Raw genomic sequence first — 23,202 nt, forward strand, 5'->3', positions numbered from 1 at the left:
GGTCAAATTTTTCTTTACAATCTTTTAACGGTTTTTTAACCGAAAATCTTCTTTATCTAATAGAAATTTCAGTAAAATTAAATATTGACTTTTCTGGTTCTTAAGGGGGCTTTGGTGTCAAAAGAGGCCGATCTCCAGGACATCCGTCTAGAAGGAGAACAGAGATTTATCAGGGCAGAGGTCTTTGATGTCCTTCCTGAGATGGTCCTGGTGGTTGACCAAGACCGGCGGGTTCTGGCGGCCAACCGGGCTGCCCAGGTAATCGTTGGAGCAGCTTTGAAGCTTGGTTCTGTGCGCACGGGAGAGCTTCTTGCCTGCCTTAATGCCAAAGGCCCCGGAGGATGTGGCTACAACTCCTTTTGTTCCTTCTGTCTAATCAAAAATGCCCTTGAGGAATGTCTGGAGACTGGCGAGCCCATCATCAACCGCGAGGGGATGATGATCCTTGAGGAGCAGGCAGAGATCAAGATACAAAATTTCCTTCTTAACTGCCTACCTTTTGATCTGGCCGGCAAAAAGGTGGCCGTATTGAGTCTTTCGGACATCACGGAACTCAAGACCATGGAGGCCCAACGTTACGAACAATTAGAAAGGCTCTCTCTCATTGGCTCCATGGCTGCCAGCCTTGTCCACGATCTTAAGAATCCCCTAACCGGGATCTCCGGATTTGTGGAACTGCTGAAGAGCCGATGTTCAGATGAAAGGCTTCAGAATCTCTGCCAGAAGATAGAATTGGCCTTGGGTAAGGTCTTTGAGGTCATTGATAATATTCTTCTGGTGGCCTCTGGTCGCAAGGAAATTCCCCTTAATCTCAATGAGGTAGAACTTGCTTGTTTTCTTGAGGCCCTTGTGGCCGACTCCAGACTCTCCCATCCCGTCTACCTGATCCTCAATTATCAGGGCCCAATCCTGATAGATGAAGACAAGATGCGTCAGGTCCTCTGGAACCTTCTTAAAAACGCCGACGAAGCCCTGCAGGGAAGGCCAGAGGGACGGATTGATATTTTTTCTTGGCCCAGCGGTGAGGACCTTATCCTCTGTGTGGCCGACAATGGTCCGGGTATCTCCCCGGAAATAAAAGGCAAGATCTTTCTTCCCGGGCAGACCTATGGCAAGGTCAATGGCCGCGGCTTTGGCCTCTTTGGAAGCAAAAAGATTGTTGAGGCCCACGGGGGGCAGATGTGGTTTGAGACTTACATCGGTAAGGGAACTAAATTTTTTATTAAGCTCCCCATTAGAGGCCATCCTTCCTCTTAAGCCGAGGCCTCTCTGTCAGAATTCCTTTTAGAAGCTGGTTGCAAAGGGCTTTATCGTAGAGATACATGATATGTCCTTTACCTTCTCCAGCCAGCCTCTTCAAAAGACCGCTTTGCAGAAGCCCGATGTTCATGGCGTCCATGAGGGCTTCGTCGTCTTTGAGGACTTCAGGGGCCTGGGAGTAGGCCATGGCCCAGGGTGGAATTATGGCTCCCATGGAATTAAGGGTGGTGAGTAAAAAGGAGATAGTCATCATGGCCCCGGTATCTTTACCTACGGCAATGGCTGAGGCTACCTTCCCTTCCAGGTAGCTGTATCCTTCAATATGGGCCATGTTTTCCAGAGAGGTCATTCGGTCAAGGAGATTTTTCATCGGGCCCGAGACATTGTACCAATATATGGGACTGGCAAGGATGAGTCCATCGGCCTCTCGAATCTTGAGGAGAACCTCTTTACCAAAGTCTTCAAAGATACAGGGAAAGCGGCAGGACCTTACGTCATCAGAGACACAGCCAGCGCAGGGCTTGATCTCCCCATCATATAGCCAGATGAGCTCCGTCTGACATCCTTCGTATCTGGCAGCCTCAAGAGCTAGCCTTAATAAAAGCTGGGTGTCTCCGTAGGGACGAGGGGAGCCGAGTATCCCTAAGATCTTGGCCATGTTCTCCTCCTGGTGAGCTTTTCATCTGATCCGAAAGGCAAAAATAAGCATCCATGGCCTTTTCTCAACATTTTTCTCCTCTCAGCCGAAAAAAGATGCGTGCTAGCCAAAGTTATCACGGCCACGGTTTTAGGAATTGAGGCTCTGCCAGTAGAGGTGGAGGTAGATCTTTCTCCCGGACTTCCGGCCTTTAGCATTGTTGGCCTTCCCGACGGGGCTGTAAGAGAGAGTCGAGAGCGGGTTAAGGCAGCTATTAAGAACTCAGGTTATCCTTTCCCTAGTCAGAGGATAACCGTCAACTTGGCCCCGGCTGACCTCAAAAAGGATGGAACCGGGTTTGATCTTCCCATTGCAGTGGGACTTTTGGCTGCTCAAGGGCTTCTCCCCCAGGAGGGACTCAAGGATTGTCTCCTGGTAGGTGAACTTTCCCTGGATGGCGGACTTAAGGGGGCCCGAGGATTGTTGCCGATGGCCTTTTTGGTAAGAGACAAGGGGCTCTCGGCCTTGGTGGCCCCGGAGGCCAATGCTTCTGAGGCTGCCGTCCTTAAAGAGATTCGGGCCTACTCAGGGGCAAGTCTTGCCGCGGTAGTGGAACACTTCTCCGGCCAGAGGTCTCTGCCTCTGGCCAAGCCCAAGAGGGCACTAGAGGAAGGCTTTGAGGAAGATTTTGCCGAGATTATCGGCCAGCTTCCCGCCAAGCGGGCCCTGGAGGTAGCCGCAGCCGGGGGCCACAACGTGCTCATGATTGGTCCGCCGGGCTCTGGCAAGACAATGCTCTCCCGAAGGCTCCCCGGGATTCTCCCCCCACTGACCGAGGAAGAATCTCTGGAGACCAGTCGCATCTATAGTGTCGCCGGACTCCTTGAAGAAGGAGCCCTGATTCGGACTCGTCCTTTCCGTAGCCCCCATCACACTATCTCTGACGCTGGTCTGGTCGGCGGTGGAACCATCCCCCGGCCAGGGGAGCTTTCTTTGGCCCACAATGGGGTTTTGTACCTTGATGAGTTGCCGGAGTTTCACCGACATGTCCTTGAGGCCCTAAGGCAACCCCTTGAAGAGGGGCGAGTGACTATTTCCAGGGCCTCCATCTCGGTAACCTATCCGGCCCGGATCCAACTTCTGGCCAGCATGAACCCCTGTCCTTGTGGACATCTAGGAGACAGGCGGCATCCTTGTACCTGTAGTCCCAGAGAGATTGCCAGATACCGATCTCGGATATCTGGTCCTCTGCTTGATCGTATTGACATTCACCTCGAGGTTCCGGCAATCCCGGTGGAGGACCTCTCTAGAGGCCTAGGGGCCGAGTCTTCAGAGGTCATAAGGCAGAGGGTGCTTGAGGCCAGAGAACGTCAAAAAAGGCGACTTAAGACCTGTGGTCTTATGCTCAACTCTCAGATGGGCCCGCGGGAGATGGCCAAGTTCTGCCAACTCAAGGCCGAGGCCCAAGGTCTCCTTGATAAGGCCGCCCGGCATCTGGGGCTTTCGGCCCGGGCCTATCATCGGATCATCAAAATCGCCCGGACCGTGGCCGACCTGACCGGGGAGGAGAAAATTGACACTGTCCATATCGCTGAAGCCATTCAGTACCGCAGTCTGGACCGCCGTCTCAGCGGTCTCCAACCTTAGAAGGTCAACGAGAATAAAGAACGGGATGGATCTTTTTCTCCCACCAGACCGCTACCTGATAGGCCCACGGCCGGGGCACCCCTAATCTCCTTAGTTTACAGAAGACGTGGAGGCTGTTTAGATGATGGCAAAGAAGGCTATGGATTCGGCGTCCCATGGCTTTTACCCCCTTCCCTGGGAGTCCTTCCTTATATCTTTTATCGGCATAATTTGGTTCCAATCTTCTTTTAAAAAAAATTTCTTGCAAAAACTCGGCCAATATCTCAAGCTATATCCATGCTTCTGGCAATAGATATTGGCAATACCAACATCGTGGCTGGTCTTTTTGAAGGTGAAAGGTTGGTAGTTGATTTTCGTTTGCGCACAGAGCATGATCTTACCGCCGATGAAATTGCCCTTTCCCTCAAGGGCCTGATGTCTTTAAGGGACCTTGATCTGGCCTGTGTTACGGCCATGGTTATTGCCTGTGTCGTTCCTCCTTTGGTCTGGCCCTTCAGGGAATTTGGGAGGCGTTATCTAGGGTGCCCGGTTTTGGTGGTAGGGGAGGACGGTCAGCCGGGGATTGCTGTTCTCTATGATAGCCCTTCAGAGATCGGGGCCGACAGGCTTATAAATGCTCTGGCTGCCTGGAGGCAATACCGTTGTGCCCTTATCGTCGTTGATTATGGAACGGCGACCACCTTTGACTGTGTCTCTGAGGCTGGAGAGTACCTCGGAGGGGCTATTTCTCCGGGGCTGGCCCCGGCAGCTGAGGCCCTCTTTGTCAAGGCGGCCCGACTCCCCAAAGTGGAACTTTTCTCCTATCCTCATCGGGCCATTGGTAAAAACACTATGGAAAGCATGAGGGCTGGGTTGATCCTGGGATTTGCTGCCCTTACAGACGGCCTTATCGAGAGGCTGGAGGCCGAGATGGGGCAACGAGCCAAGATTATCGCCACCGGAGGCCTGGCTCCGATTATGGCCCAGTATAGCCGGCGGATTGAGATTGTCCGTCCCCATCTGACCTTGGAAGGGTTAAGACTCTTTTATGAATACAATCGGTCCTCTTAGATCCAGGGAACCCCTTGGGATCTTCTTTCCTTCTAGCGCTCCTCCTCAACGGGGATTTCTGAGCGGCCTGAGATTGTTGGAAACATTGGGTAACCCTTTGGTATTGCCCCCTCCGATTCGTCCTTGTCGTTACTTGGCTGGTTCTGATAAGGATCGTCTGGCCCAGATAGACTATCTTCTTAAAGAAGGCCTGCGGATCTTCTGGGCCGCCAGAGGGGGCTACGGAGCCATAAGACTCCTCGGTCAGATTCCCTGGGAAAGGCTGGCTAAAAGGCAGGTCTTGATTATTGGCTTCAGCGATACCACCGCCCTTCTGAACGCTGCCTTGGCTCGGATCGGACTTCTCGGGCTTCATGCCCCGGTGGTGGCCACTCTGAACTTGACCTCTCTTGAGGCCCTGAGGGCCTTAGGTCAGGTCCTTCTTTCCGGTATCTTGCCAAGCCTTTCAGGTTATCCCCTGCGGGGTGGCCAAGCTGAAGGGACGCTTATTGGCGGTAACCTGACAACTTTTGTCAGCCTGATCGGAACCCCCTTTCTGCCCCAGACCAAGGGGGCTCTCCTTTTCCTGGAGGAGATCGGCGAGGCCCCTTATCGGGTGGACCGTTTCTTTAACCAGCTTCGCCTTTCCGGGATCCTTGAAGAGATATCGGCCCTTCTTCTGGGGAATTTTGCCTTCTGTGGAGAGATAGCCTGGGACCTTATCTTGGAGATTGTCCCTTCGGGATTGCCGATTATTGCCGGCCTTCCGGTAGGCCATGGGGCTGAAAACTTTCCCCTTCTTATCGGGGGGAGATATCGGGTTGTGGTCAAGGAAACTGAGGCCCGCCTGGAGCCCCTGTAGAGTTTTTGGGTTAGAGGGCCTAAAGTCTACCGATAGTAGTCCAAGAGGGGCGGATTCCGCCCCTCTTGGTGAGGCGTTGGTTTGTTGTTCTTACTGGTTGAGGAGAGGTTTTCCCTCGTAGGTGATAGACTTGATTATCCTTTCTGCCTTTTTAACCACCATCTCCGGAAGGCGTCCGTAGAGCAGGGGTTCGTTGTATTCCTGGGCCTCATGGATACACCACCAGAGGAGATTTACTAAGGCCTTGGCCTTTTCGTAGGAGTGGCCTTTGTAGGCCTGTTCCTGATAGACAAGCAGCCAGGTCATGGCCGAGATGGGATAGCCTTGAGGGGCCTCGGTGTTGGTCAGGGAGCAACGGGTATCGTCCGGGATGTCATCAATATTGGCGGCAGCACTTATAGCAGAAAGGGTGGGTTTGATAAAGTTTCCAGCCTTGTTTTTGATGGCCGCTACGGCCATGTGACTCTGTTCAGCATAGGAGACCTCGACATAGCCGATGGTCCCCGGGATCTGGAGAACAATGCCAGCCACCCCCTGGTTACCCTTACCTCCGATCCCTGTAGGCCAATTAACAGCCTTGCCCCGGCCGACCCTTTTGGCCCATTCGGGGCTTACCTTGCTCAGATAGTCCGTAAAGACGTAGGTTGTTCCCGAACCATCTGAGCGGTGGGCAACCATAATGGAGAGTTTGGGGAGCTTAACCCCAGGATTTAGGGCCACGATGGCCGGATCGTTCCATTTTTTTATTCTTCCCAGGAAGATGTTGACGAGGACCTCGGGGGTAAGCTTAAGCTCCTTGACCCCGGGAACGTTAAAGACCACGGCCACTGCCCCCAAGGCTGTGGGGATGTGGACGATCTTACCCGGGGCCTTGGCCAGCTCCTCCTCGCTCATGGGAGCGTCAGAGGCCCCGAAATCCACGGTCCGGTTGATAATCTGACGGATCCCTCCTCCGGAGCCAATGGCCTGATAGTTGATCTTTATGCCGGTTTTTTTGTGATAGACGTCAAACCACTTGGAATAAAGAGGATAGGGAAAGGTGGCCCCTGCACCAAGGAGTTCGACCTTCTTGGCCTCGGCTTGAGGGCTGACTAAGGCTAGAAGCATAAGTGTTGCCCAAAGGATCAGAAACAATCTCTTCATGGAAACAACCTCCTCCTGTTGAACTTGCCTATAAGCTAGTTTTAATGCCCCGTTTTTTCCAGCCTCCTTGATTTCTTAAAAGGGCGGGGGTGGCCGGGGCGGGAGCCACCCCCTTTTTGAGGAGAGCCAGGAGGCGAGGGTCCCTTAGAAGCTTACCTGGTAGACCACCTGAATGCGGTAGTCATTATCAAGGCCATTGTTCAATTTTGGAAGTTTTTTCAGGCCACCGTTGTTGCGTTCATAATTTACCCATTCGTTAACCAGAAGGATCATATTCTTCTTGTAGACTTGATAGGCCAAGCCAATCATGTAGAGATCATACTCGTCGTCTCCCCGGCCAGCGGTCCAGAGGTCGTCATCATCAGGGTCAAAATTGTCATAGCGACCGAAGAGATGGAGCTTTTCCTTGAAGACTGGCAGGGTCACATCGGCAAAGATGGACCAGAGCTTGGTATCTAGGGCATTGCCATTTGGATCTACCCATTTGCCGGAGTTGTTGCCCTCAGAAGTACTGTACTCGGCGGTAATAACAAACCAGGTGTGCTGATAGGAGACCATGAAGAAATCTACGTTGTAGTCAGGGTATTCTTGGTTCCAGCTCCTAAGACTGGTATTGGCGCTGACAGCTCCGGAATTATATCCACTGGAGTAGTTTTGCGCTGGGGTATTGTTTCCCTCACCCCGGATAAAAAAGTAGCTGAACTGAAGGCCGGCCAGAGGCAGAGGCCCCTGGGTAAAATCTCCAAAGGGGCGGATGGTAATCCGGCCCTCAATGGCCTTGTTCTGGTTGTTCTCTTTGGCGTGGTAGCCCCCACCGTTCATAACCGAGAACCACCAGGATCCATACCGACCATCGTAGTGATCGAAGACGGGGTAGTGGGTAGAAAGCTCCCGGACGTAGTTTTTATCAAGCCGGCCACCGAAATAGCCTCCCACTGATACTCCTACATCGGCGGAGTTAAAAGTCCCGGCTCGTTCCCGGGGCATGGTTCCCTGGGCCCGATAAGGATTGATGTGTTCCTGGAAGTCAAGCCAAGGGAAGTGGCCCTGGCCGGCCTCCATCTTGATATCGGTGAGAAAGCCTATCGAGGGGAGCTTAAAGCCAGCATAGGCATATTTTATGCGGACGTTAAGATCACCGTTGTCATCCAGATGAACGTCTGGAGTCATTCGAAAGCTGAGCCAGTCGTTGATCTTCTTTTTAAAGTTCAGGTAACCTCTGGTGATGGCGAACTTGTTGTAAGACTCACCACCTTTTTCTCCGGCCGAATAGTCGATGTAGGTCAAGGTTCCCAATTTGACCCCTCTGAGCCCTTTAGGCAGGGAGACTTTGGTCGATTCTTTCTGGGCTACCTTCTTGGCGATCTCTCTAGTTTTCTGCTCCTGAAGGATCTTTTCCTTCCGGGCCTCTTGAAGGATCTCCAGGGCTTCTTCCTGGGAGAGTATTCCCTTGTTGACCAGGATTCTCAACAAGGGATCATCAAGCTGGTAGGCCCAGGCCGGGCTACTGAGGATCAGAGCTAAAAAAAGGACCAACAGCACTCTCATGGAAGCACCTCCTCCTGTTTTGAAGTTTTTTTGACGACTGCTTGAACGGCCAAGTTCAAGACTGGGCCCAATCTAGAGGAGGGCTGTGGCAGAATAGTGGAGAAAGATTGACAAAATGGTGACAAATCCTTTTCAGGACCGGGGCAGGATTATATGGAATGCTGCTCCCCCCGAAGGACGGTTTTCGGCCCAGACCTGGCCTCTGTGGGCCTTGATGATCTGGCGGACAATGGCCAACCCCAGACCGGTTCCCCGGCGGCGGTCTCGTTCGGCCTGATAAAAGCGTTCAAAGATCCTCTCCAGGGCCTGGGGAGGGATCCCTGGCCCCTGATCAAGGACACTTATTTGGAAGAAGCTCCCTTTTTCTCTGAGATGGATCTCTATCCGGGAGCCTGCGGGGGAAAACTTTAGGGCGTTGTCCAGGATGTTAACCAGAGCCTGGATAAGGAGATCCTCTTGGCCTTCAAGGCGGCCTTCGGTCTCCATTTTAGAGACAAGAACGATATCTTTGACCTCAGCTTTAGCTGAGACCGTCTCTAAGGCCTGCTCAACGATTTCTCTTAAGATGAGAGGCCTTTTGTTGCGAACCCCTTGGCTCTCAAGGCTTGAAAGGGTGAGCAGGTCTTTTACTAGTTTGCTTAAATGTTGGGTGTGTTTGAGGATGATTTTTGCTGAATGGGCGATGAGCTTGTCCTCAGAGTCGGCCTCGATGATGGTCTCGGCGTAGCCGGCAATGGCGGTCAGGGGTGTTTTTAGCTCGTGGGAGACGTTGGCCACAAAGTCCTTGTGGATGGTCTCAAGTTTTTTGAGCTGGGTAATGTCCTCAAGGGTGAGAATTCCCAGGTCCTGCTCATGAATCAGTCTGGCCAAAAGATGGCCTCGTCCGGTCCAGCTTGGATCAAGCTGGAAATTACGGCTTTCCCTCTGACCCAAGGCGGAGACAAATTCCGGCTTCCGGATAATCTCTCGGATATTGCGCCCCTGGATATCAGGGGCAGGAAGGAGCCGGGAGAAGGCCCGATTGGCGTAGAGGATTTTGCCCGAGTGGTCAAGGATGGCCAGGCCTTGGCTGAGGTGTTCGGCAGCCTTGACAAGGCTGGCTTCGGTCTTCCCTTCGGTAGAGGGCTGAGGTGGAGGCTTGTGTTGAGAGGATCTAGGGCCTTTTCCCTTTTTAAGGAGCAAAAGGCCGGCTCCGACTCCCAAGGCTAGACCCAACAGAAATTCAATCCCGGAAACGATAACCTACCCCCCAGACAGTTTCGATCAGCTCGGCCGAAGGGCCAAGCTTCTTCCTCAGTCTTCTAATATGGGTGTCCACAGTCCGGGCGTAGCCCTCAAAGTGGTAGCCCCAGACTTTATCAAGGAGGACCTCCCTGGTCATGACTCGGCCTCGGGCCCGGGCCAGAGTGGAGAGAAGACGGAATTCGGTGGCCGTGAGTTTTATTGGGCGGCCCTCAACCAAGACCTGATGCCTGGTCTCATCGATGGTCAGCCCCTCCAGGTGGATAATTCCCTCTGAGGTTTCAGGGAGTCGGGCCCTTTTTAAAACGGCCTTAACCCTTAAGACCAATTCTCGGGGGCTAAAGGGTTTGACAACATAGTCATCGGCTCCGAGCTCAAGCCCTAAGACCCGGTCCATCTCTTCTCCTTTAGCCGTGACCACGATGATGGGCAGGCTCTGGTGTTCTGGCCGGAGTTTGAGACGTTTGATAATCTCCAGGCCGTCGATGTCCGGAAGCATTAGATCAAGGAGGAGAAGGTCAAAGGGGCCTTGATCCAGAGCCTCTAAGGCGGCCTGGCCGGTCTCACTGATGAGGGTCTCCAGACCGGCCTTGTGGAGGTGGAGGGCCATGAGATCAGCGATGTCCTTTTCGTCTTCAACAATGAGGATCCTGGGCATAGCAGCCTCCCTGTTTTAAGGTGGCCAAGGTAGTGGCTCCTCCGGGCTAAGCCAGAAATCATAAAGGTGTCGGGCTCGGATTTCTGGCAGAGAATACCTGAGGCCAATGAGGCAGGCCGTGCAGTTGGTCAGAACCAGACAGCCCTCAGGAAGGCTGTCCCGTCGTTCTTGGGCCAAACTGCAGGTAAGATCTGGCTTTAAAAGCGGCACGAGGCCTCCGTGGCCGCAACAGAGACTTTTGCTGGGAATGAAGGAGGCCCCAAAGGCCTGGCGGATCCTTTGGACAAAGGTCTTCTCGCCTCTCGGGCTAAAGCGCAGATGGCAGGGCAGGTGGATGGTAAAAAGGGGGACCGATTCTCCTTGGGGGGGCGGAAGGAGTTCAGTAGGGTCAATGATTCGGCTGGCCAGCCCTCTGGCGACTTCTCGTTCTCCTGGGGGGAGGAGGTCGGGATACTCTTTAAGGGTGGCCGCACAAGAGACACAAGGAGTGATGATCAGCTTGGCCCCTGAGAGGGCCTTTATGTTCCTTCTAGCCAGCTCTCGGGCCTGCTCTTTTAGCCCAGCTGAAAGGAATGGGAGGCCGCAACAGGTCTGATCCGAGGGCAAAAAGGCCCGAGGACGAAGAAGCTCAAGGAGTCCGTAGCCAGCCTGGGGGTAGAGATAGTTCCCACCACAGCCGGAAAAGATGGCAATTTCTTGGGGAGAGTTGGCCCCTTTTTCTTGAGCCCACTGAATCAGAGGAGGATGTTTGATCTCCGGAGGGCTAAGACCGGTCAGCCTAAGGACCAAGCCAGATCCTTTGTTAAGCAGTTCAAGAAGTCCTTCCTTGGCCGCATCGTTTACAAGGAGACTGAAGACAAAGGCCAGGGTCTCTTTAGCCAGAGTCTCTTTGCGTACTAGACGAACGACTTCTGGGGGGTTTGTTCCGCTGGGGCACCTAGTCTTGCAGGCCCCACACAGAAGGCAGGTCATAAATGGCTCTTCAGGAGGGGCGGACATAAAGCGGACAAGGGCCATTCGGCCTCTAGCCACCCAGGTCTCCCGGCCTGTTCGGCGATACACCGGACAGACGGCTTCGCAGGCTCCACAGAGGCTACAGAGCTCGGCCAAATTCTCAGGGCTATTGGGGTAAAAGTCCTTCTTCTCGGAGCCAAGTGGCAGTTTCTTCATCTTCTGGATATTCCTTTGCCCGAAGAAGATAGAGCCTATGGCTTATAGCCTCAAGCTCCTTTTGATGAAAGGTAAGAGTGATGATTCCTACAGACTTTCCCTTGGGATGAGGCCTGAAGATGAAGGTCTTCTCGACTTCCTCAGGGCGATAGAGCTGGATTCCCGGGCCACTGTCTAAGATAAGACTGATTCCCGGGATCTCATCGGCCAGGTCCTCGTCTCCATCTTCACCAAGGTTGGCCAGACAGACAATGAGATTAGCCCCTTCTTTTTGGAGACTGGCTACCGCTTGGCGGGCGGTCTTCAGGGGGTCAAGGGCCCGGAGGCCTTCTTTTTGAACTGGGGCAGTAAGGGCAAAGAAGCCGATTTTTATCCCTTCAATCTCAACGATCTTAGTCCGGCGGAAAAGGATCTGACCTGATTCATTGGCAAGATTGGCCGAAAGGAGGGGAACCTTGATGGCTATATTTTTAAGCTCTTCCAGCGGAATTCCCAAATCCCGACGCCCGAGGCCAATGGCCACATAACCCAGTTGTCGATAAATTTGGGCCAGGGCCCAGGCCTTCCTCCGAGCCATGCCCAATTGGAGGGGGCTTAAGGTCGGCCAGAAGGCCAGGCTGTCTCCGGCATCAACAAGAATGACATTTTTCCTGGTGGTCTTGATCTTCTTGATGAAGGCGACCCGCCGGGCCAAACCACCTACTAAAACCCCCTTTCAGGTGTAACAGGGGGCCACCTCTCCCCAGGTCTTACCGGTATAGACCAAGGTGATCTCCGTGGCCCTTGAGGGGTCAGAGGAACCGAGACAGATGAGGGCCAGGATCAGTCCCAAAAGTACATTTTTCACCCTTCGTCACCTCTTTCTACGAATTTATCAAGCCACCAACTAGCCCAATCCGTCTCACAGATGGCCTCGGCTAGGCGGCGGCCCTCTGGGGTCTTGATCCTTCGGCGGACGAATTTGATCCAGCGGGGGGCATAAGGGTTGCCTAGATCCTGTTGTTCTTTGAGGGAAAGGAGCATGTCTAGTTGATCGGCATCATGGGCTAAGAGAGCCTCTTTGGTCTGGGATTCCTGATACTCGGTGAGCAATTCCTTGAGCTTGTTCCCAAAGGGCAGCTCCCGGGTGAGATCATCGGTTGCGGCTCTCTCGTCAACCTGGCCATAGAGTTTATTGAGGGCGTTTAGATCTCCGACCCGGGCCTCAAGGAGATCATGGAGGAGGCAAAGGGTGATCAGCCGGCAGGGGTCAACCTCCGGGGTCATCTCCGAGAGGACCAATCCAATAATGGCTGTGCTGTAGCTGTGGGCGGCGACGTTTTCTTCCCCGGTTCCCAGATACTGGTAACCAGTCCTTGGGGTCCGTTTAAGCATGGCGGCCTCAAAGAGAAATTTGGCCAGCCGGTGGTCAAGACTCATCTTGCCCTTCCTCCTACCTTTTGGGCCCAGATTACCACGAAATTCTCGAGCCTCAGGTGCCCGAGGGATGACAGCCCTTTGAGGGCCAGATCGGTCTCTGGAAGGAGAAGATAAACCTCTGTCAGGCTGTCCAAATCCTGGCCTCGGGCCTGCTCCAGAAGACGATAAAGGGCATAGGGATGAAGGCCCTTAAGATCCGGGAATCCTTCCAGATTTTTTTTGAGGGCCGGGAAGACCTCTTTGACAAATACCGGATAGCTACCGAGGGGAGGCCTAAGCAGACCTTCTTGAAGGAGACAAGCGGCCTGGATGAGGCGCCTCAGGTAGGTGGCCAGGGCGGCCAAGATCTTAAGGGGGGGGAGCCCTCCGCGTTCGAGGAGGCGAGAAATAGTCTTGAGGGCCTCTTCGAGGCGTCCGGCACAGATGGCCTCGCCTACTCCCAGGAGCGACTCCTCCTTGATGATCGGAGTGAGTTCATCGACTAGGTCCCTGGAGATGGTCTGGGAGTCGGTAGCCAGGGCCAGCTTTTCCATCTCGGTGCTGAGGGCAAAAAGATCCTCTCCGATCCTCTGATAGAGGAGTTCCAAGGCCTCGGGTTCGATGGTCTTCCCCAAGGAGGTGGCTATTCGGAGAGCTTCCTCTCTCCAGAGGAGCCTCTGGTCCGGACGTCGGCCTCTTCTGGGGGCAGAGAGGGATATTAGGGCTCCCTTTTTTTCGGCGGCCTTGAGGAGAGAGGCTTCAGGGTCTTGGAGGTAGATGATCAGAGACTTGTCCTGGCCTGCCCCGGCAAGGATCATTTGCCCTAGTTGCCTCTGGGCCTCAGGGCTTAAAGGAAACTCCAGACGCAAAAGATGCTTGAGGCCCAGAAGAGAGCCTGCTGAAAACTCGGCCCAGAGATCTTCCTCCTGGGTGATCTCTTTGAAGGTAAGACCCTGGCCCAAAAGCTGACGGGAAAGCTCCCTCTGCCTCAGGCGGCAAAGGGCTTCATCCCCGGTGAAGAGATAAACCGGGGCAATACGTCCCTGACGGGCCAGCTCCAGCAGACGCCCCCATCTTTCCCCTTTAAAGGTGGGCATTAGTGCTCCTCGGAAAGTATCCTAATCCCTTTGTAGACATAGTGAAGGCCGGAACAGATGGTCGCTGTGGCCGTAAGATAGACAAAGTATCTTAATCCCGGTCCCCCGCCATTATAAAGGGCTAAGGCCACGGTGGCTATTTGAAGACAGGTAGTGGCCTTGCTGATAAGAGAGGGCTTTATTTCCACCTGGCTGCGAAAGATAAAGATAATCACCACTCCAAGCATGATGAGAACATCTCGGGAGATCACTAGCACTGCCAGCCAATCCGGAAGAAAGCCGGTTACAGCCAGGGTGACGTAGGAGGTCGAAAGGAGAAGCTTGTCGGCTAAAGGGTCCAGGACGGCTCCCAAGATGGTCTGCTGCTTGAGACTTCGGGCCAGGAGCCCATCAAGACCATCACTTATCCCAGCGGCCACAAAGACCCCCAGAGCCTCCTCCCTATAGCCCCGGAGGAGGAAGATGACAAAGACCGGAACCAGGAGGATCCTCAAAAGGGTGATCAGATTAGGGATGTTCACATTCTAAGAACCTCCGGGCCATTTCTATAGCTGTTCGGACCTTGGTCGGAGATAACCATTTGATTTCTCGGTCGGCCTTAAACCAGGTAATCTGCCTTTTGGCATAACGTTTGGTTTCTTTGGTGATCTCAGCCACGGCCTCCTCAAGGCCTATTTCCCCCTGGAGATGGGCTATTATCTGGCGGTAGCCAATGGATCTAAGCGGTTTCAATTCGGGAGAGAAACCTCGGGCCAGAAGTCTTCTTACCTCTTCGACCAGCCCCTCGTCGATCATCTTTCTGGTCCGTTCTTCGATACGCCGGTAGAGCTCTTCTCTTGGAAGGATGAGACCGATCTTTAGAGCTCGATAACGGGCGGAGGTGAAACCGTGTTCTTCCCAGATTTGGCTGGCCGGTCGTCCAGTAAGTTCGTAGATCTCCAGAGCCCTTAGGATGCGGATGCGGTCTGACGGAGAGATCCTAGCTGCCGCCTCGGGGTCAAGATTCCTTAGACGCTCATAAAGGTTGGCCAGGCCCTGGATTCGACATTCTCGTTCGAGTTTCTTTCTTACCGGATCTACTTCTCCTTCAAGGGGGGCCAAGCCATAGAGGAGGGCCTTGATATAGAGACCAGTGCCCCCGACCACGAGAGGAACACGGCTCCTTGAGGTTATTTCGAAGATGGCCTTTTGGGCCAGTTCGGCAAACATGGCGGCATTAAAGGGCTCATGAGGTTCAAGAATGTCTACCAGGTGGTGGGGAACCTGAGTCCGCTCTTCGAGGGTCGGTTTGGCGGTTCCGATATCAAGATGGCGGTAAACCTGGAGAGAGTCAGCTCCAATGATCTCCGCCGGGATGGCCTGGGCCAGCCTGATGGAAAAAGAGGTTTTTCCTACTCCTGTAGGGCCGCAGATGACAATGATTCTAATCATTTCCGTCTAAAAAGACGCTCTAGATCTTCTTTGCCGAGCCGGGCCATTGTGGGGCGACCGTGGGGACAGTAATCAGAAGGATATTGTTCGCTTTGGCGAAGGAGTTCTTCCATCTCGGCGAGGCTCAGCCGATCTCCGGCCTTGATAGCCGAACGGCAGGCCAGAAGGGAGAGGATTTCGTGAAGCAGAGAGTCCTCTTCCGGGAGTCCATCCTGAGAAAGTCTTTCCAGGATCTCTACGGTGGTCTGGGAGAGGGTCTCTCGGAGAAAACCCCGTGGCCAGGCAGAGATGGCTATTTCGGCTGGTCCATAGGCCCGGGCCTCTATGCCTAGGCGGGCCAGAAAATCGCGTCCCTCTTCGAGGGCCTCGATAAGTCTTGCCGGGGCCTCAAAGATGATCGGAAAGAGGAGAGGCTCTGCTGGAAGCCCTTCGGTTTTTAGCCCCTGGCGGAGTCTCTCATATAGAATTCTTTCATGGAGGGCATGCTGATCAAAGATAAGGAGTCCTTTTTCGTCTTCACAAAGGATATAAGTGGCCAGGATCTGGCCCAGGGGGTGGGGCTTAGGTGGGGTCTGGTAGTCAAAAAGACCCTCGGCGACAAGGGGCTTGGCCAACCGGCTGGATGATGTTTTCGGGGCCTCAAGGGGGATGTCTGCTTCTTGAGTCTCGGGGGGAGAGAGGCCCCCTTTGGGGTGGTGGTCAGGGTCTATCTTTAGGAGGCGATGACGGATTGCCTGGTGGATGAGGCCAAAGACCTCTCTTTCTTTCCGAAAACGGACCTCGAGTTTGGCCGGATGGACATTAACGTCAACCAGCTCCGGAGGTAGATCAATAAAGAGGGCCCCCGCTGGATAAAGACCGGCCATAAAAAAGCCTTTGGTAGCCTCCATAAGAGCTCTGGAAAGTAAGGCTGCCTTAACCGGTCGCATTAAGACGAAGAAATAAAAGGCCCGGAGATCTCGGCGGGCCTTCTCTGGCCGGCTGAGGTATCCCCAAATCTGGAAAGGGCCTTGCTGGGCCTCAAAGTCTAGGAAATCCTTTTCGGCCAGACCAACCAAGCGGGCCAGCCGGCGGACAAGAGGTTCTTTGTTGAGGGCAAGAAGCTTCCGCCCCCCGCTTTCTACCCGGAAACCTACTTCCTCGTGGGCCAAAGCTAGGGCTCGTATGGTCTCAAGGACGTGGGCAGTCTCAGCCCGGTCACTTTTAAGAAAACGCCTTCTGGCCGGAAGGTTGGCAAAGATATCGGCGACTTCAACCGTAGTTCCTTCCGGGGCCCCGGCTTCAAGAAGAGGACCTTTCTGACCGAACCGGACTTCTATTCTGCCCCCCAAGGAGAATCCTCTGGGGCGAGAGACAATAGTCAGTCGGGAGACAGAGCCGATTGCGGCCAAGGCCTCTCCTCGGAAACCCAGCGTTCTTACTCTTTCCAAGTCTTCATCAGAGCTTACCTTGCTGGTGGCATGGCGTTCTACTGCCAGGGGAAGGTCCTCGGGCTCAATACCTTCACCATCGTCGCTGACTCTAATCAGGGCCTTTCCCCCCTTCTCAAGGCAGATGTCTATCCTTCTGGCCTGGGCGTCAAGGGAGTTTTCGACAAGCTCCTTGACTACTGAAGCCGGCCGTTCCACCACCTCTCCGGCAGCAATCTTTCGGGCCACTTCCTCCGAAAGGAGCCTAATTCTCCCCATAGAGGCCCTGGAGTTTGCTTTCGATGTGGACGTCTATCCAGTGAGGATCCCACCATTCCTTTGGGTCAACGAAGATCCCCTGGATAAGCATGGCATAGTGGAGGTGATCACCTCCAGCCAGACCGGTCATCCCGGTCTGGCCGATAATCTCTCCCTTTTTGACTTTTTGCCCTGGCGAGACTCTCATACTGCTTAGATGGGAATACATAGAGAAAATTCCCTGGCCATGGTCGATGATTACCGTGTTCCCATAGATGCCCAAATAGTTGGCAAAGACCACCCGACCGGTATTGGCCGCTGGTACTGGGGCGTGGGCCACTGAGGCCAGATCGATGCCCAAGTGGTATTGCTCGTCGATCTTCCGGCCTTTGTAATAGTAATAGCGGTGGTCGGCAAAGGTAGACCTGGTGGCTGAACGAGGCAACCTTAAAAACGTTCCTTCCCAGAGCCTTTGGGGAAGGGAATCCTGGCAGATTTTTTTGATCTGCTGGTTGTTTTCTGCCCGTAGGTCGCGGTTGATCTTCAGAAAGACCTCGATCAGGCTTTGAGCCGAGAACTGGGGATAACGATTGAGGAATTCGGGCATCTTCCGGGAGAGAAACCGATCACTGATGTTGATGCGGTCCCGTTTGAATTTCGTCGGTCGGGCCCGGAAGTTGAGGGGAATTTCGGTCTCATTGCCAGCCAGATCTCGGGCCCGGATAGCCAGCTTCCCCGGATTGCGCATGTTGTAAGGAAGGGCAATATAGCTGACGTAGAGCCCGTCTTTGTCCGCATAGCCCTTAAAGAAAAGCTTTCCTAGGACCACTCCCTGGAGGCTTACGGGTTCTTCTAGTTTGTAGACCACAAGATTTGCCCCTCCTTGCCGGATATTATGAGTAAATGAAAGAGGGATAATTCGGGGAGGGGTGAGGTCTATCTGGATCTTTTGACTCAGCTGGGCCACGTTTCCTTTGAAACCTCCGCTCCAGGAGCCATCCCAGACAAGGATGGTTATCTCTGCTTGGCCTTCCCTGAGGCCTAATTTTTCAGCCGACAGCCGAAGGTGGTAGGTTTTCTCCTTAACGATTCCTCCCTTGAGGGCTGAGACTGGATAGGTCTCCGAGAAGATGTTCTTTTGGCGTTTGCCCTGACTGATGAGCACTGTCACCTTACGCAGGCCGTTCTTGTCATCTTGGACGGTAAACTGGAGCTCAAGTTGGCGACCGACCACTTCGGGGATCTCGGCCCTTACCTTCGGGGGGCTGCCTTCAAATTTCATGAAGAAGAGGGCCGTCGTGCCGCCAATGACTATAAGGAGTACAACTATGACCAAAAAACCCAATACCTTTTTCACCCTGAAGCCCTCCTCATTCTGAAAAAAAGCCTTATCTCCTCTAAAGAGGCAGACATAATAACAGAAAATACCACTTTTGGCCTCGGTAAGAACAGACTTTGCCCTTAGAGCCGGGGAGATTTTTTCCGAAAAAGATAATCATGGAAAAGACCATCAAGGCCCTGGTCCTTATTCTTATCTTGGGCCTGACAGTGGCCTTTAAGGTCCCTGAGATTCCCAGGGTTGGCCCTTTTAAGAAAGAGGCCTATCCTTCGAAGCTTCTTTCTAAAGTCCAAGAGGCCATTGTCGAGGCCTTTGTGGCTGGAGCAACCCGCTATAGCCGAGAGTCTTATGAACAGGCCATCTATTTTTGGTCCCGAGCCCAAGAATACCTTAAAAATAAAAATTATTCCCAGGCCAGGAGATATCTCCAGAAGTCTCAAAGTTGGGCCCAGAAGGCCTATCAGGAGGCTATAAACAAAAGAAAGGAGCTTCTTGAGCCCTGTCTGAAAGAGGCCCTTCGTCTCCGAGAAGATCTGGCCAATCGTCGACTTCCAAAGGCTGAACGACTGGAACTCCTTCTTAAGATCTCTGACCTTGAGGCCGCCTGTCGGCTGGAAGCCTTTGATGAGGCCCACGATCTGGCCCAGAAGATTGCCCAGAAGCTCAACCAAAGTTCCTGACAAATCTGACCTTTGTCCCGCGGTCGGCCTCTTTTTCGACCCAGAAATAAGCAGGAACCATCTCCCGAAAGGCCTCAAGGTGAGTGATAAGACCGACGATTCGTCCCTCCTCCAACATGCGCTCAAGGACCTTGGCTACCTGTTGCTGGAGATCGCTATCCAGGCTTCCAAAGCCTTCATCCACAAAGAAAAAATTGATGGGCCGGGCCTTCTGGGCCTGGATATAGCCGGATAGCCCCAGGGCCAGACTGAAGGAGACCAGAAATCTCTCCCCTCCAGAGAGGGTTTTTACCGAGCGGGTAATTCCTGAGGCCAGATCATGGATGGTCAGGTTGAGATCCTCATCCGGGGCAGCCAGGAATAGGCGGCCAGAGGACAGATCTTCAAGAAGCCGATTGGCTAACGAGACGATCTGGGCCAAGTAGAACCGGGCCGCAAACTTAACCAGGGCTTTGCCCTGGATGAGCTTTTTGAGTTCCTGGGCCAGTTCAGCCTCTTTAAGGGTCTTTTTTTCCTGGAGCAAAAGGGCCTTTTTTTCTTCTATTTCCTGGAGGAGACGCCGGCGTTCGGCCCGGATTTCCCCTTCCCAACGGCTGATCCTTGTCAGGGCAGCCTCGATCATTTTGAGCCGCCTCTCTGTGATCAGGGGTTCACCGGGAGGAAGCCTCTGGCCTAGATGCCCGAGGCGGGGCTCGGTCTCCCGGAGTCTCTCCGTGACCCAAGAGAACTCTTCCTCGAATGATCTTATTTTAGCTTCGATCTTTTCGACCTCCTCTGCTCGCAGGATAAGTTTGAGAAGTTCTTGGGCCGGGCGGCGGTATCTGACCTCAAGAGCTTTGATTTCCTCTTCAAGGATTCCCTTTTCCCTGACCAGGGCCTCAATCTTTTCGGTTGTGCGGGCCAGTTTGACCTCCAGGGCCTGGACTTCTTCCCGCAGACCTTGGACTTCTTTTTCGTAGGCTTCGTGTCGCCTTTTAAGGCTCTGCCGCTGGTTCTCAAGCCTCTTCAGAGCCAGGTCCGGATCTTCCCCCTGGGTAAGCTCGTTTATTTCTTCCTTGAGGCCCTGAAGCTCTTGTTCGAGAGCCTCAAGACGTCCATCTAGGGCTTTAAGCCTTCCAGACAGCTCAGCTTCTTTCTTTCGGAGTCCATCCATCCGTTGCTGATGCTGGTTCTGTTGGCCCAGGACTTTGGTGAGTTCTTCCCTTAGATCCCTTTCTTCCTGTTCCCGTCGCTGGAGGGTATTCCTCTCCCGGTTGAGGTCAGCCGTGGAGATCAGAGGGGGAAGACCGGCCCTTTCGGAAAGAGCGACCTTTAGTTTGGCTAGTTCCTCCTTTAGGGAGCGGCCCTCTTCAATTAGGACTGACAGCTGGGCCTCTTTTTGCTTAAGTTTATCAACCCTTAGGAGGGCCTTCTTGAGTTGGTCTTCTTTGGTCCTGAGTTCTTTAAGTTTACGCCTTAAGTCCCAGAGAACCCCTTCAGCTTCCTCCGGGCTAGCCGGTTGGGGGTGTTCTCGGGAGCCGCAGATTGGGCATGGTCTTCCTGGACGGAGTCCTTGAGATAGTTCCCCGATCAACTGGGCCGTCTTTATATCAAGATTCAGTTGTTCTCTTTGTTTTTGGAGCTCTTCAATCCTTTGGCGGACCTTCTCATCGAGATCCCGGATCCCATTGAAGGTCAGCCTCAGGGTCTGGGCCAGCTCCTTGGCCTCCTCACGGATGGCCTCCTGGAGCTCTTTTCCGTTTTTTCTCTTTTCCTTTAGCTTTTCTTCTATAGTCAGGGCCCGATCAAGTAGGCCAGACCTGAGGTCTTCAAGGAGTTTCCTTTCGGCTTCCTTAAGACCTTTGTGGGCCAGAAGGCCTTTAAGATGATTACGTTTTTCCTCAAGGGCTTCGATGGTAACTAAGGCCTCCTTTAGCTCCTTCTGTATAGCCCCCAAGGAGTTTTGGACCATCTTCAGAGATTCTTGGGTTCTGTGGGCCTCTTTGGCCTTTTCTTGAAGACGTCTCTTGAGGTCCTGGGCCCGCTTAAGACGCTCATAGACAGAGCTTATCTCCTCAAGAGCCTGCTGATACCCTTTCCTGAACCGTTCGAATTCTGCTTCAAGACTCCGAAGTTGATCTTTAAGTTTGGCAAGCTTTTCTTGAAGGGCTTTTTTTTCCTCTTCGGTCTGCCTCCACTCCGGGTCGATTTCAAGCCACCTGCGGAGAGATTTTTCGGCCGGAGCTAACTCCCGGGCTAGCTGCAGACGTCTTCTGAGGCCTTCTATCTCTGGGATCCTTTTACTTAAGTCCTCAAGCTGTTCTCTAAACCCTTGGGCCTCAGTGAGCAGGCGAGAGAGCTCCTTTAGCCTTTGGAGTCGGTCGTTGAGGGAGTCCTTCTGGGCCTTGAGTTTTTTTCTTCCATGGGCCCAGGCCGCCTCCCGACGTTTAAGCCTCTCCAGAGCCACCTCGGTAGCTCCGGCCAGGGCCTCAAGACGAGATCTTATGATCTCAAGGGCCTTTGAATGTCTCAAACACTCTTCTTTGACCCGTTCAAAAAGGGGCTCCCCGAGCCGTTCCAGATCGAGAATACGGCCCAGCATCCGGGCCCTCTCCTCCGGCCTCAAGAAGAGAAACTGGTCAAATTTTCCCTGGGGTAGGACGACCATCCGGGTAAAGTCCTCAAAAGTCATCCCCAGAATTTCTCCCAGCCTCTGGCTGACTTCTTGATCCTTTTCGGCCGTCTCTTGGAATTGACCCCCGAGGAGTTCCATCAGCAGAACCCGGGAGCGCCCCTGGCGGGGGATGGTCCGGGAGATCCGGAATTGTTCTCCTGAGACCTCAAAGGTAAGCTCTACAGAGATAGCCTCAGAGAAGGGGTTGATGGCCTCCTTTAAGGAACGCCCCAGGCGGTCGATGCGTCCGAAGAGGGCCAGGGTAATGGCATCAAGGATGGTTGATTTGCCTCCTCCGGTGCGTCCAAAGATGCCGAATATCTGGGCCTCTATGGCCGGGGTAAAGTCCAGAACCACCTTTTGACGATAGCTGTGGAGTCCGGAGATGACCAGTTTAAGAGGTTTCATTGGCCGTCCAGGATAACCATCATTCTTATTGCCCGAATATTCTCCCTTACCGCCATTTTGATCAGAACGCTACCTGGCAAGGGGTGAATTACGGTGAGGGTCTCAAGGAGCTGGTGGTTTTTGACCGGTTGATACGCCAAGGCGGCTTTGTAGCCCCCCCCTTCAAGTTCGGCCAGGGTTTTATCCTCGGGGACGGACGGATGAGCGATAATAGGTATCTCTTTGGCCCTCCGGATGGCCTCTTTTAGGCTAAGGTCTAGGGGGAGGGCGGCCAGAGTCATTCTCGGTCTGGCCACGGTGGTCAGAAGGGCTGAGGGCCGGCGTCTGCTAGGGGGCGGAGTGCTTTCTGCCTCTGGGGAGGCGGGGCCTATGACCTTACTGATAGGCTCAAATCCCATAACTCCGCCTTCTATGTTTTTGCCCTTAAGGAGAGAATTTATTTCGCCTCGGCCGGTCCCATCAGGGGCAATGACTACTGCCTGGGGGACAAGGATATAGCAGTCAACCGCCGGGAAACGACCAAATCCGTGTCTGATAGTCGTCTGCCACTTGTTCTGGGCTGAAAGATATATAAGATGAATTTGGTGAGTTCTCTCAAGCCTTATAACCCTTTGAGAAAGACTGTCCAGTTTTCTCTTAATGGCACCTAGATCCTCTTTGAGTGTTTCTTTAAGTCTGGCGACCTCTTCTTTAAGGGCCTCAAAGGCCCGGCTCAGCCGTTCAGTCTCTTCGGCTATCTCTGGAAGGGAGGCCACCATTGGAGGGGAGAAAGACTGGTCTTTCTGCCATCTTCCCCCCTGTTCTTTGAGAGCCACAAGAGGAACCAGGCCTTCCCAGATAAGATCCTGCCAGCCGGCTTCGTCCTGGGGGATAGGGGTCAAAATGAATTCGTAGACTTCGCGGACCCGATTGTTAGGACATTCCTGGGGATCGCAGGCCGAAGGCGTCGGTTCCTCAGGGCAGTCTTTGATCCGAACAAAAAGCCCCAGATGTTTAGCCCCCTGGGGCAAGGTAAGGTTGACGACCAAGGAGTCATCATCGCTCTGGACGATAATCTCCCGACCCTGGGCATCGAGGGCCAGTCCGGGGCTTATCTTGAAGCGCATCGTTCCCTCCACGACTCTGAAGTCCCGGACCTCAAGGCCCCAGACTATCCCCAGGCCGTGGAGGCTATGGTGGCAGAGCTGATGTTTGGCCCGGAAATAGCGTTGTTCGGTGATAAAATCCCTTACCGTAAGAAGTTTGCCGTAAAAATAGGCATTTCTTTCGAGCCCTCGGGGAAAGGCCTCCAAGATTTCCGGAAATCTTTTTTCTCTGGCCATAGGGAAACCTC

At 53.6% G+C, this 23,202-nt stretch carries 22 protein-coding genes; 5 read left to right on the plus strand and 17 right to left on the minus strand.

What is annotated here, in order from left to right; genetic code table 11:
- Positions 1–114 precede the first annotated feature (114 nt).
- Positions 115–1,257: a two-component system sensor histidine kinase NtrB gene (locus ACXJJX_RS10300; RefSeq protein ID WP_456434512.1), complete on the plus strand. Its 1,143-nt coding sequence runs from the start codon at positions 115–117 to the stop codon at positions 1,255–1,257.
- Here ACXJJX_RS10300 and ACXJJX_RS10305 read toward each other — a convergent pair.
- Entirely contained in the window at positions 1,235–1,918 is a 684-nt protein-coding gene (locus ACXJJX_RS10305; RefSeq protein WP_456434513.1) for a flavodoxin family protein, read from the minus strand. The two genes, ACXJJX_RS10300 and ACXJJX_RS10305, sit on opposite strands and share 23 nt — an antisense overlap.
- Before the next feature lie 99 nt (positions 1,919–2,017).
- Between ACXJJX_RS10305 and ACXJJX_RS10310 the strand changes: the two genes are divergently transcribed.
- The gene (locus tag ACXJJX_RS10310; RefSeq protein WP_456434514.1) at positions 2,018–3,544 is read left to right on the plus strand and encodes a YifB family Mg chelatase-like AAA ATPase; all 1,527 of its coding nucleotides are present in this window, start codon (positions 2,018–2,020) and stop codon (positions 3,542–3,544) included.
- A gap of 4 nt (positions 3,545–3,548) precedes the next feature.
- Here ACXJJX_RS10310 and ACXJJX_RS10315 read toward each other — a convergent pair whose 3' ends face one another.
- Positions 3,549–3,701, minus strand: coding sequence for a hypothetical protein (locus tag ACXJJX_RS10315; protein ID WP_456434515.1), 153 nt, complete (start codon positions 3,699–3,701; stop codon positions 3,549–3,551).
- Positions 3,702–3,820: 119 nt separating this feature from the next.
- Here ACXJJX_RS10315 and ACXJJX_RS10320 point away from each other — a divergent pair, with 119 nt between their 5' ends.
- Both ACXJJX_RS10320 and ACXJJX_RS10325 read left to right on the plus strand, forming a co-directional pair.
- Positions 3,821–4,594, plus strand: a complete 774-nt coding sequence (locus tag ACXJJX_RS10320; protein WP_456434516.1) for a type III pantothenate kinase — start codon at positions 3,821–3,823, stop codon at positions 4,592–4,594.
- Positions 4,572–5,435 carry a S66 peptidase family protein gene (locus ACXJJX_RS10325; RefSeq protein ID WP_456434517.1) on the plus strand — a complete coding sequence of 288 codons (864 nt, stop codon included), beginning with the start codon at positions 4,572–4,574 and terminating at the stop codon, positions 5,433–5,435. The genes ACXJJX_RS10320 and ACXJJX_RS10325 overlap by 23 nt, the downstream gene beginning before the upstream one ends.
- Before the next feature lie 90 nt (positions 5,436–5,525).
- Here ACXJJX_RS10325 and pstS read toward each other — a convergent pair whose 3' ends face one another.
- The 13 genes from pstS to ACXJJX_RS10390 form a co-directional block, all read right to left on the minus strand.
- The gene (gene pstS / locus ACXJJX_RS10330) at positions 5,526–6,578 is read right to left on the minus strand and encodes a phosphate ABC transporter substrate-binding protein PstS (protein WP_456434518.1); all 1,053 of its coding nucleotides are present in this window, start codon (positions 6,576–6,578) and stop codon (positions 5,526–5,528) included.
- A 144-nt stretch (positions 6,579–6,722) separates the two neighbouring features.
- Positions 6,723–8,126 carry a putative porin gene (locus ACXJJX_RS10335; protein ID WP_456434519.1) on the minus strand — a complete coding sequence of 468 codons (1,404 nt, stop codon included), beginning with the start codon at positions 8,124–8,126 and terminating at the stop codon, positions 6,723–6,725.
- Positions 8,127–8,258: 132 nt separating this feature from the next.
- Positions 8,259–9,308 (minus strand): sensor histidine kinase, encoded by a 1,050-nt coding sequence (locus tag ACXJJX_RS10340; RefSeq protein WP_456434520.1) that lies wholly within the window; start codon positions 9,306–9,308, stop codon positions 8,259–8,261.
- Between the two features lie 40 nt (positions 9,309–9,348).
- Positions 9,349–10,026: a winged helix-turn-helix domain-containing protein gene (locus tag ACXJJX_RS10345; RefSeq protein WP_456434521.1), complete on the minus strand. Its 678-nt coding sequence runs from the start codon at positions 10,024–10,026 to the stop codon at positions 9,349–9,351.
- 15 nt (positions 10,027–10,041) lie between these two features.
- Positions 10,042–11,196: a (Fe-S)-binding protein gene (locus tag ACXJJX_RS10350; RefSeq protein WP_456434522.1), complete on the minus strand. Its 1,155-nt coding sequence runs from the start codon at positions 11,194–11,196 to the stop codon at positions 10,042–10,044.
- On the minus strand, positions 11,147–11,890 hold the full coding sequence (locus tag ACXJJX_RS10355) for a bifunctional UDP-sugar hydrolase/5'-nucleotidase (RefSeq protein WP_456434523.1): 744 nt from the start codon (positions 11,888–11,890) through the stop codon (positions 11,147–11,149). The genes ACXJJX_RS10350 and ACXJJX_RS10355 overlap by 50 nt, the downstream gene beginning before the upstream one ends.
- Positions 11,891–11,911: 21 nt before the next feature.
- Positions 11,912–12,043, minus strand: a complete 132-nt coding sequence (locus tag ACXJJX_RS10360) for a hypothetical protein (RefSeq protein ID WP_456434524.1) — start codon at positions 12,041–12,043, stop codon at positions 11,912–11,914.
- A complete protein-coding gene (locus ACXJJX_RS10365) occupies positions 12,040–12,615 on the minus strand; it encodes an HD domain-containing protein (protein WP_456434525.1) in 576 nt (191 codons plus the stop codon). Before ACXJJX_RS10365 ends, ACXJJX_RS10360 begins: the two co-directional genes overlap by 4 nt.
- Positions 12,612–13,691 carry a DNA polymerase III subunit delta gene (holA, locus tag ACXJJX_RS10370; RefSeq protein ID WP_456434526.1) on the minus strand — a complete coding sequence of 360 codons (1,080 nt, stop codon included), beginning with the start codon at positions 13,689–13,691 and terminating at the stop codon, positions 12,612–12,614. Before holA ends, ACXJJX_RS10365 begins: the two co-directional genes overlap by 4 nt.
- Positions 13,691–14,212, minus strand: coding sequence for a CDP-alcohol phosphatidyltransferase family protein (locus ACXJJX_RS10375; protein WP_456434527.1), 522 nt, complete (start codon positions 14,210–14,212; stop codon positions 13,691–13,693). Before ACXJJX_RS10375 ends, holA begins: the two co-directional genes overlap by 1 nt.
- Complete coding sequence (gene miaA, locus ACXJJX_RS10380; RefSeq protein ID WP_456434528.1) at positions 14,199–15,122, minus strand: tRNA (adenosine(37)-N6)-dimethylallyltransferase MiaA; 924 nt, start codon at positions 15,120–15,122, stop codon at positions 14,199–14,201. Before miaA ends, ACXJJX_RS10375 begins: the two co-directional genes overlap by 14 nt.
- The gene (gene mutL / locus ACXJJX_RS10385; RefSeq protein ID WP_456434529.1) at positions 15,119–16,810 is read right to left on the minus strand and encodes a DNA mismatch repair endonuclease MutL; all 1,692 of its coding nucleotides are present in this window, start codon (positions 16,808–16,810) and stop codon (positions 15,119–15,121) included. The genes miaA and mutL overlap by 4 nt, the downstream gene beginning before the upstream one ends.
- Positions 16,797–18,146, minus strand: coding sequence for a M23 family metallopeptidase (locus ACXJJX_RS10390; RefSeq protein WP_456434530.1), 1,350 nt, complete (start codon positions 18,144–18,146; stop codon positions 16,797–16,799). The genes mutL and ACXJJX_RS10390 overlap by 14 nt, the downstream gene beginning before the upstream one ends.
- 140 nt (positions 18,147–18,286) lie before the next feature.
- Between ACXJJX_RS10390 and ACXJJX_RS10395 the strand changes: the two genes are divergently transcribed.
- Entirely contained in the window at positions 18,287–18,808 is a 522-nt protein-coding gene (locus ACXJJX_RS10395) for a hypothetical protein (RefSeq protein ID WP_456434531.1), read from the plus strand.
- Here the strand turns inward: ACXJJX_RS10395 and ACXJJX_RS10400 are convergent.
- Together ACXJJX_RS10400 and ACXJJX_RS10405 are read right to left on the minus strand one after the other, a co-directional pair.
- Positions 18,792–21,869 (minus strand): SbcC/MukB-like Walker B domain-containing protein, encoded by a 3,078-nt coding sequence (locus ACXJJX_RS10400; RefSeq protein WP_456434532.1) that lies wholly within the window; start codon positions 21,867–21,869, stop codon positions 18,792–18,794. The genes ACXJJX_RS10395 and ACXJJX_RS10400 overlap by 17 nt on opposite strands.
- Entirely contained in the window at positions 21,866–23,191 is a 1,326-nt protein-coding gene (locus ACXJJX_RS10405; protein WP_456434533.1) for a hypothetical protein, read from the minus strand. Before ACXJJX_RS10405 ends, ACXJJX_RS10400 begins: the two co-directional genes overlap by 4 nt.
- Positions 23,192–23,202 lie beyond the last annotated feature (11 nt).

The organism is Thermosulfuriphilus sp., assembly GCF_054026695.1.

Bases quoted from the DNA above. Each gene is read 5' to 3' on its own strand.
- pstS (WP_456434518.1), bottom strand. From the start codon at position 6,578: ATGAAGAGATTGTTTCTGATCCTTTGGGCAACACTTATGCTTCTAGCC.
- mutL (WP_456434529.1), bottom strand. From the start codon at position 16,810: ATGGGGAGAATTAGGCTCCTTTCGGAGGAAGTGGCCCGAAAGATTGCT.
- ACXJJX_RS10305 (WP_456434513.1), bottom strand. From the start codon at position 1,918: ATGGCCAAGATCTTAGGGATACTCGGCTCCCCTCGTCCCTACGGAGAC.
- holA (WP_456434526.1), bottom strand. From the start codon at position 13,691: ATGCCCACCTTTAAAGGGGAAAGATGGGGGCGTCTGCTGGAGCTGGCC.
- miaA (WP_456434528.1), bottom strand. From the start codon at position 15,122: ATGATTAGAATCATTGTCATCTGCGGCCCTACAGGAGTAGGAAAAACC.
- ACXJJX_RS10395 (WP_456434531.1), top strand. From the start codon at position 18,287: ATGGAAAAGACCATCAAGGCCCTGGTCCTTATTCTTATCTTGGGCCTG.
- ACXJJX_RS10365 (WP_456434525.1), bottom strand. From the start codon at position 12,615: ATGAGTCTTGACCACCGGCTGGCCAAATTTCTCTTTGAGGCCGCCATG.
- ACXJJX_RS10335 (WP_456434519.1), bottom strand. From the start codon at position 8,126: ATGAGAGTGCTGTTGGTCCTTTTTTTAGCTCTGATCCTCAGTAGCCCG.
- ACXJJX_RS10405 (WP_456434533.1), bottom strand. From the start codon at position 23,191: ATGGCCAGAGAAAAAAGATTTCCGGAAATCTTGGAGGCCTTTCCCCGA.
- ACXJJX_RS10315 (WP_456434515.1), bottom strand. From the start codon at position 3,701: ATGGGACGCCGAATCCATAGCCTTCTTTGCCATCATCTAAACAGCCTC.
- ACXJJX_RS10400 (WP_456434532.1), bottom strand. From the start codon at position 21,869: ATGAAACCTCTTAAACTGGTCATCTCCGGACTCCACAGCTATCGTCAA.
- ACXJJX_RS10320 (WP_456434516.1), top strand. From the start codon at position 3,821: ATGCTTCTGGCAATAGATATTGGCAATACCAACATCGTGGCTGGTCTT.
- ACXJJX_RS10325 (WP_456434517.1), top strand. From the start codon at position 4,572: ATGAATACAATCGGTCCTCTTAGATCCAGGGAACCCCTTGGGATCTTC.
- ACXJJX_RS10345 (WP_456434521.1), bottom strand. From the start codon at position 10,026: ATGCCCAGGATCCTCATTGTTGAAGACGAAAAGGACATCGCTGATCTC.
- ACXJJX_RS10350 (WP_456434522.1), bottom strand. From the start codon at position 11,196: ATGAAGAAACTGCCACTTGGCTCCGAGAAGAAGGACTTTTACCCCAAT.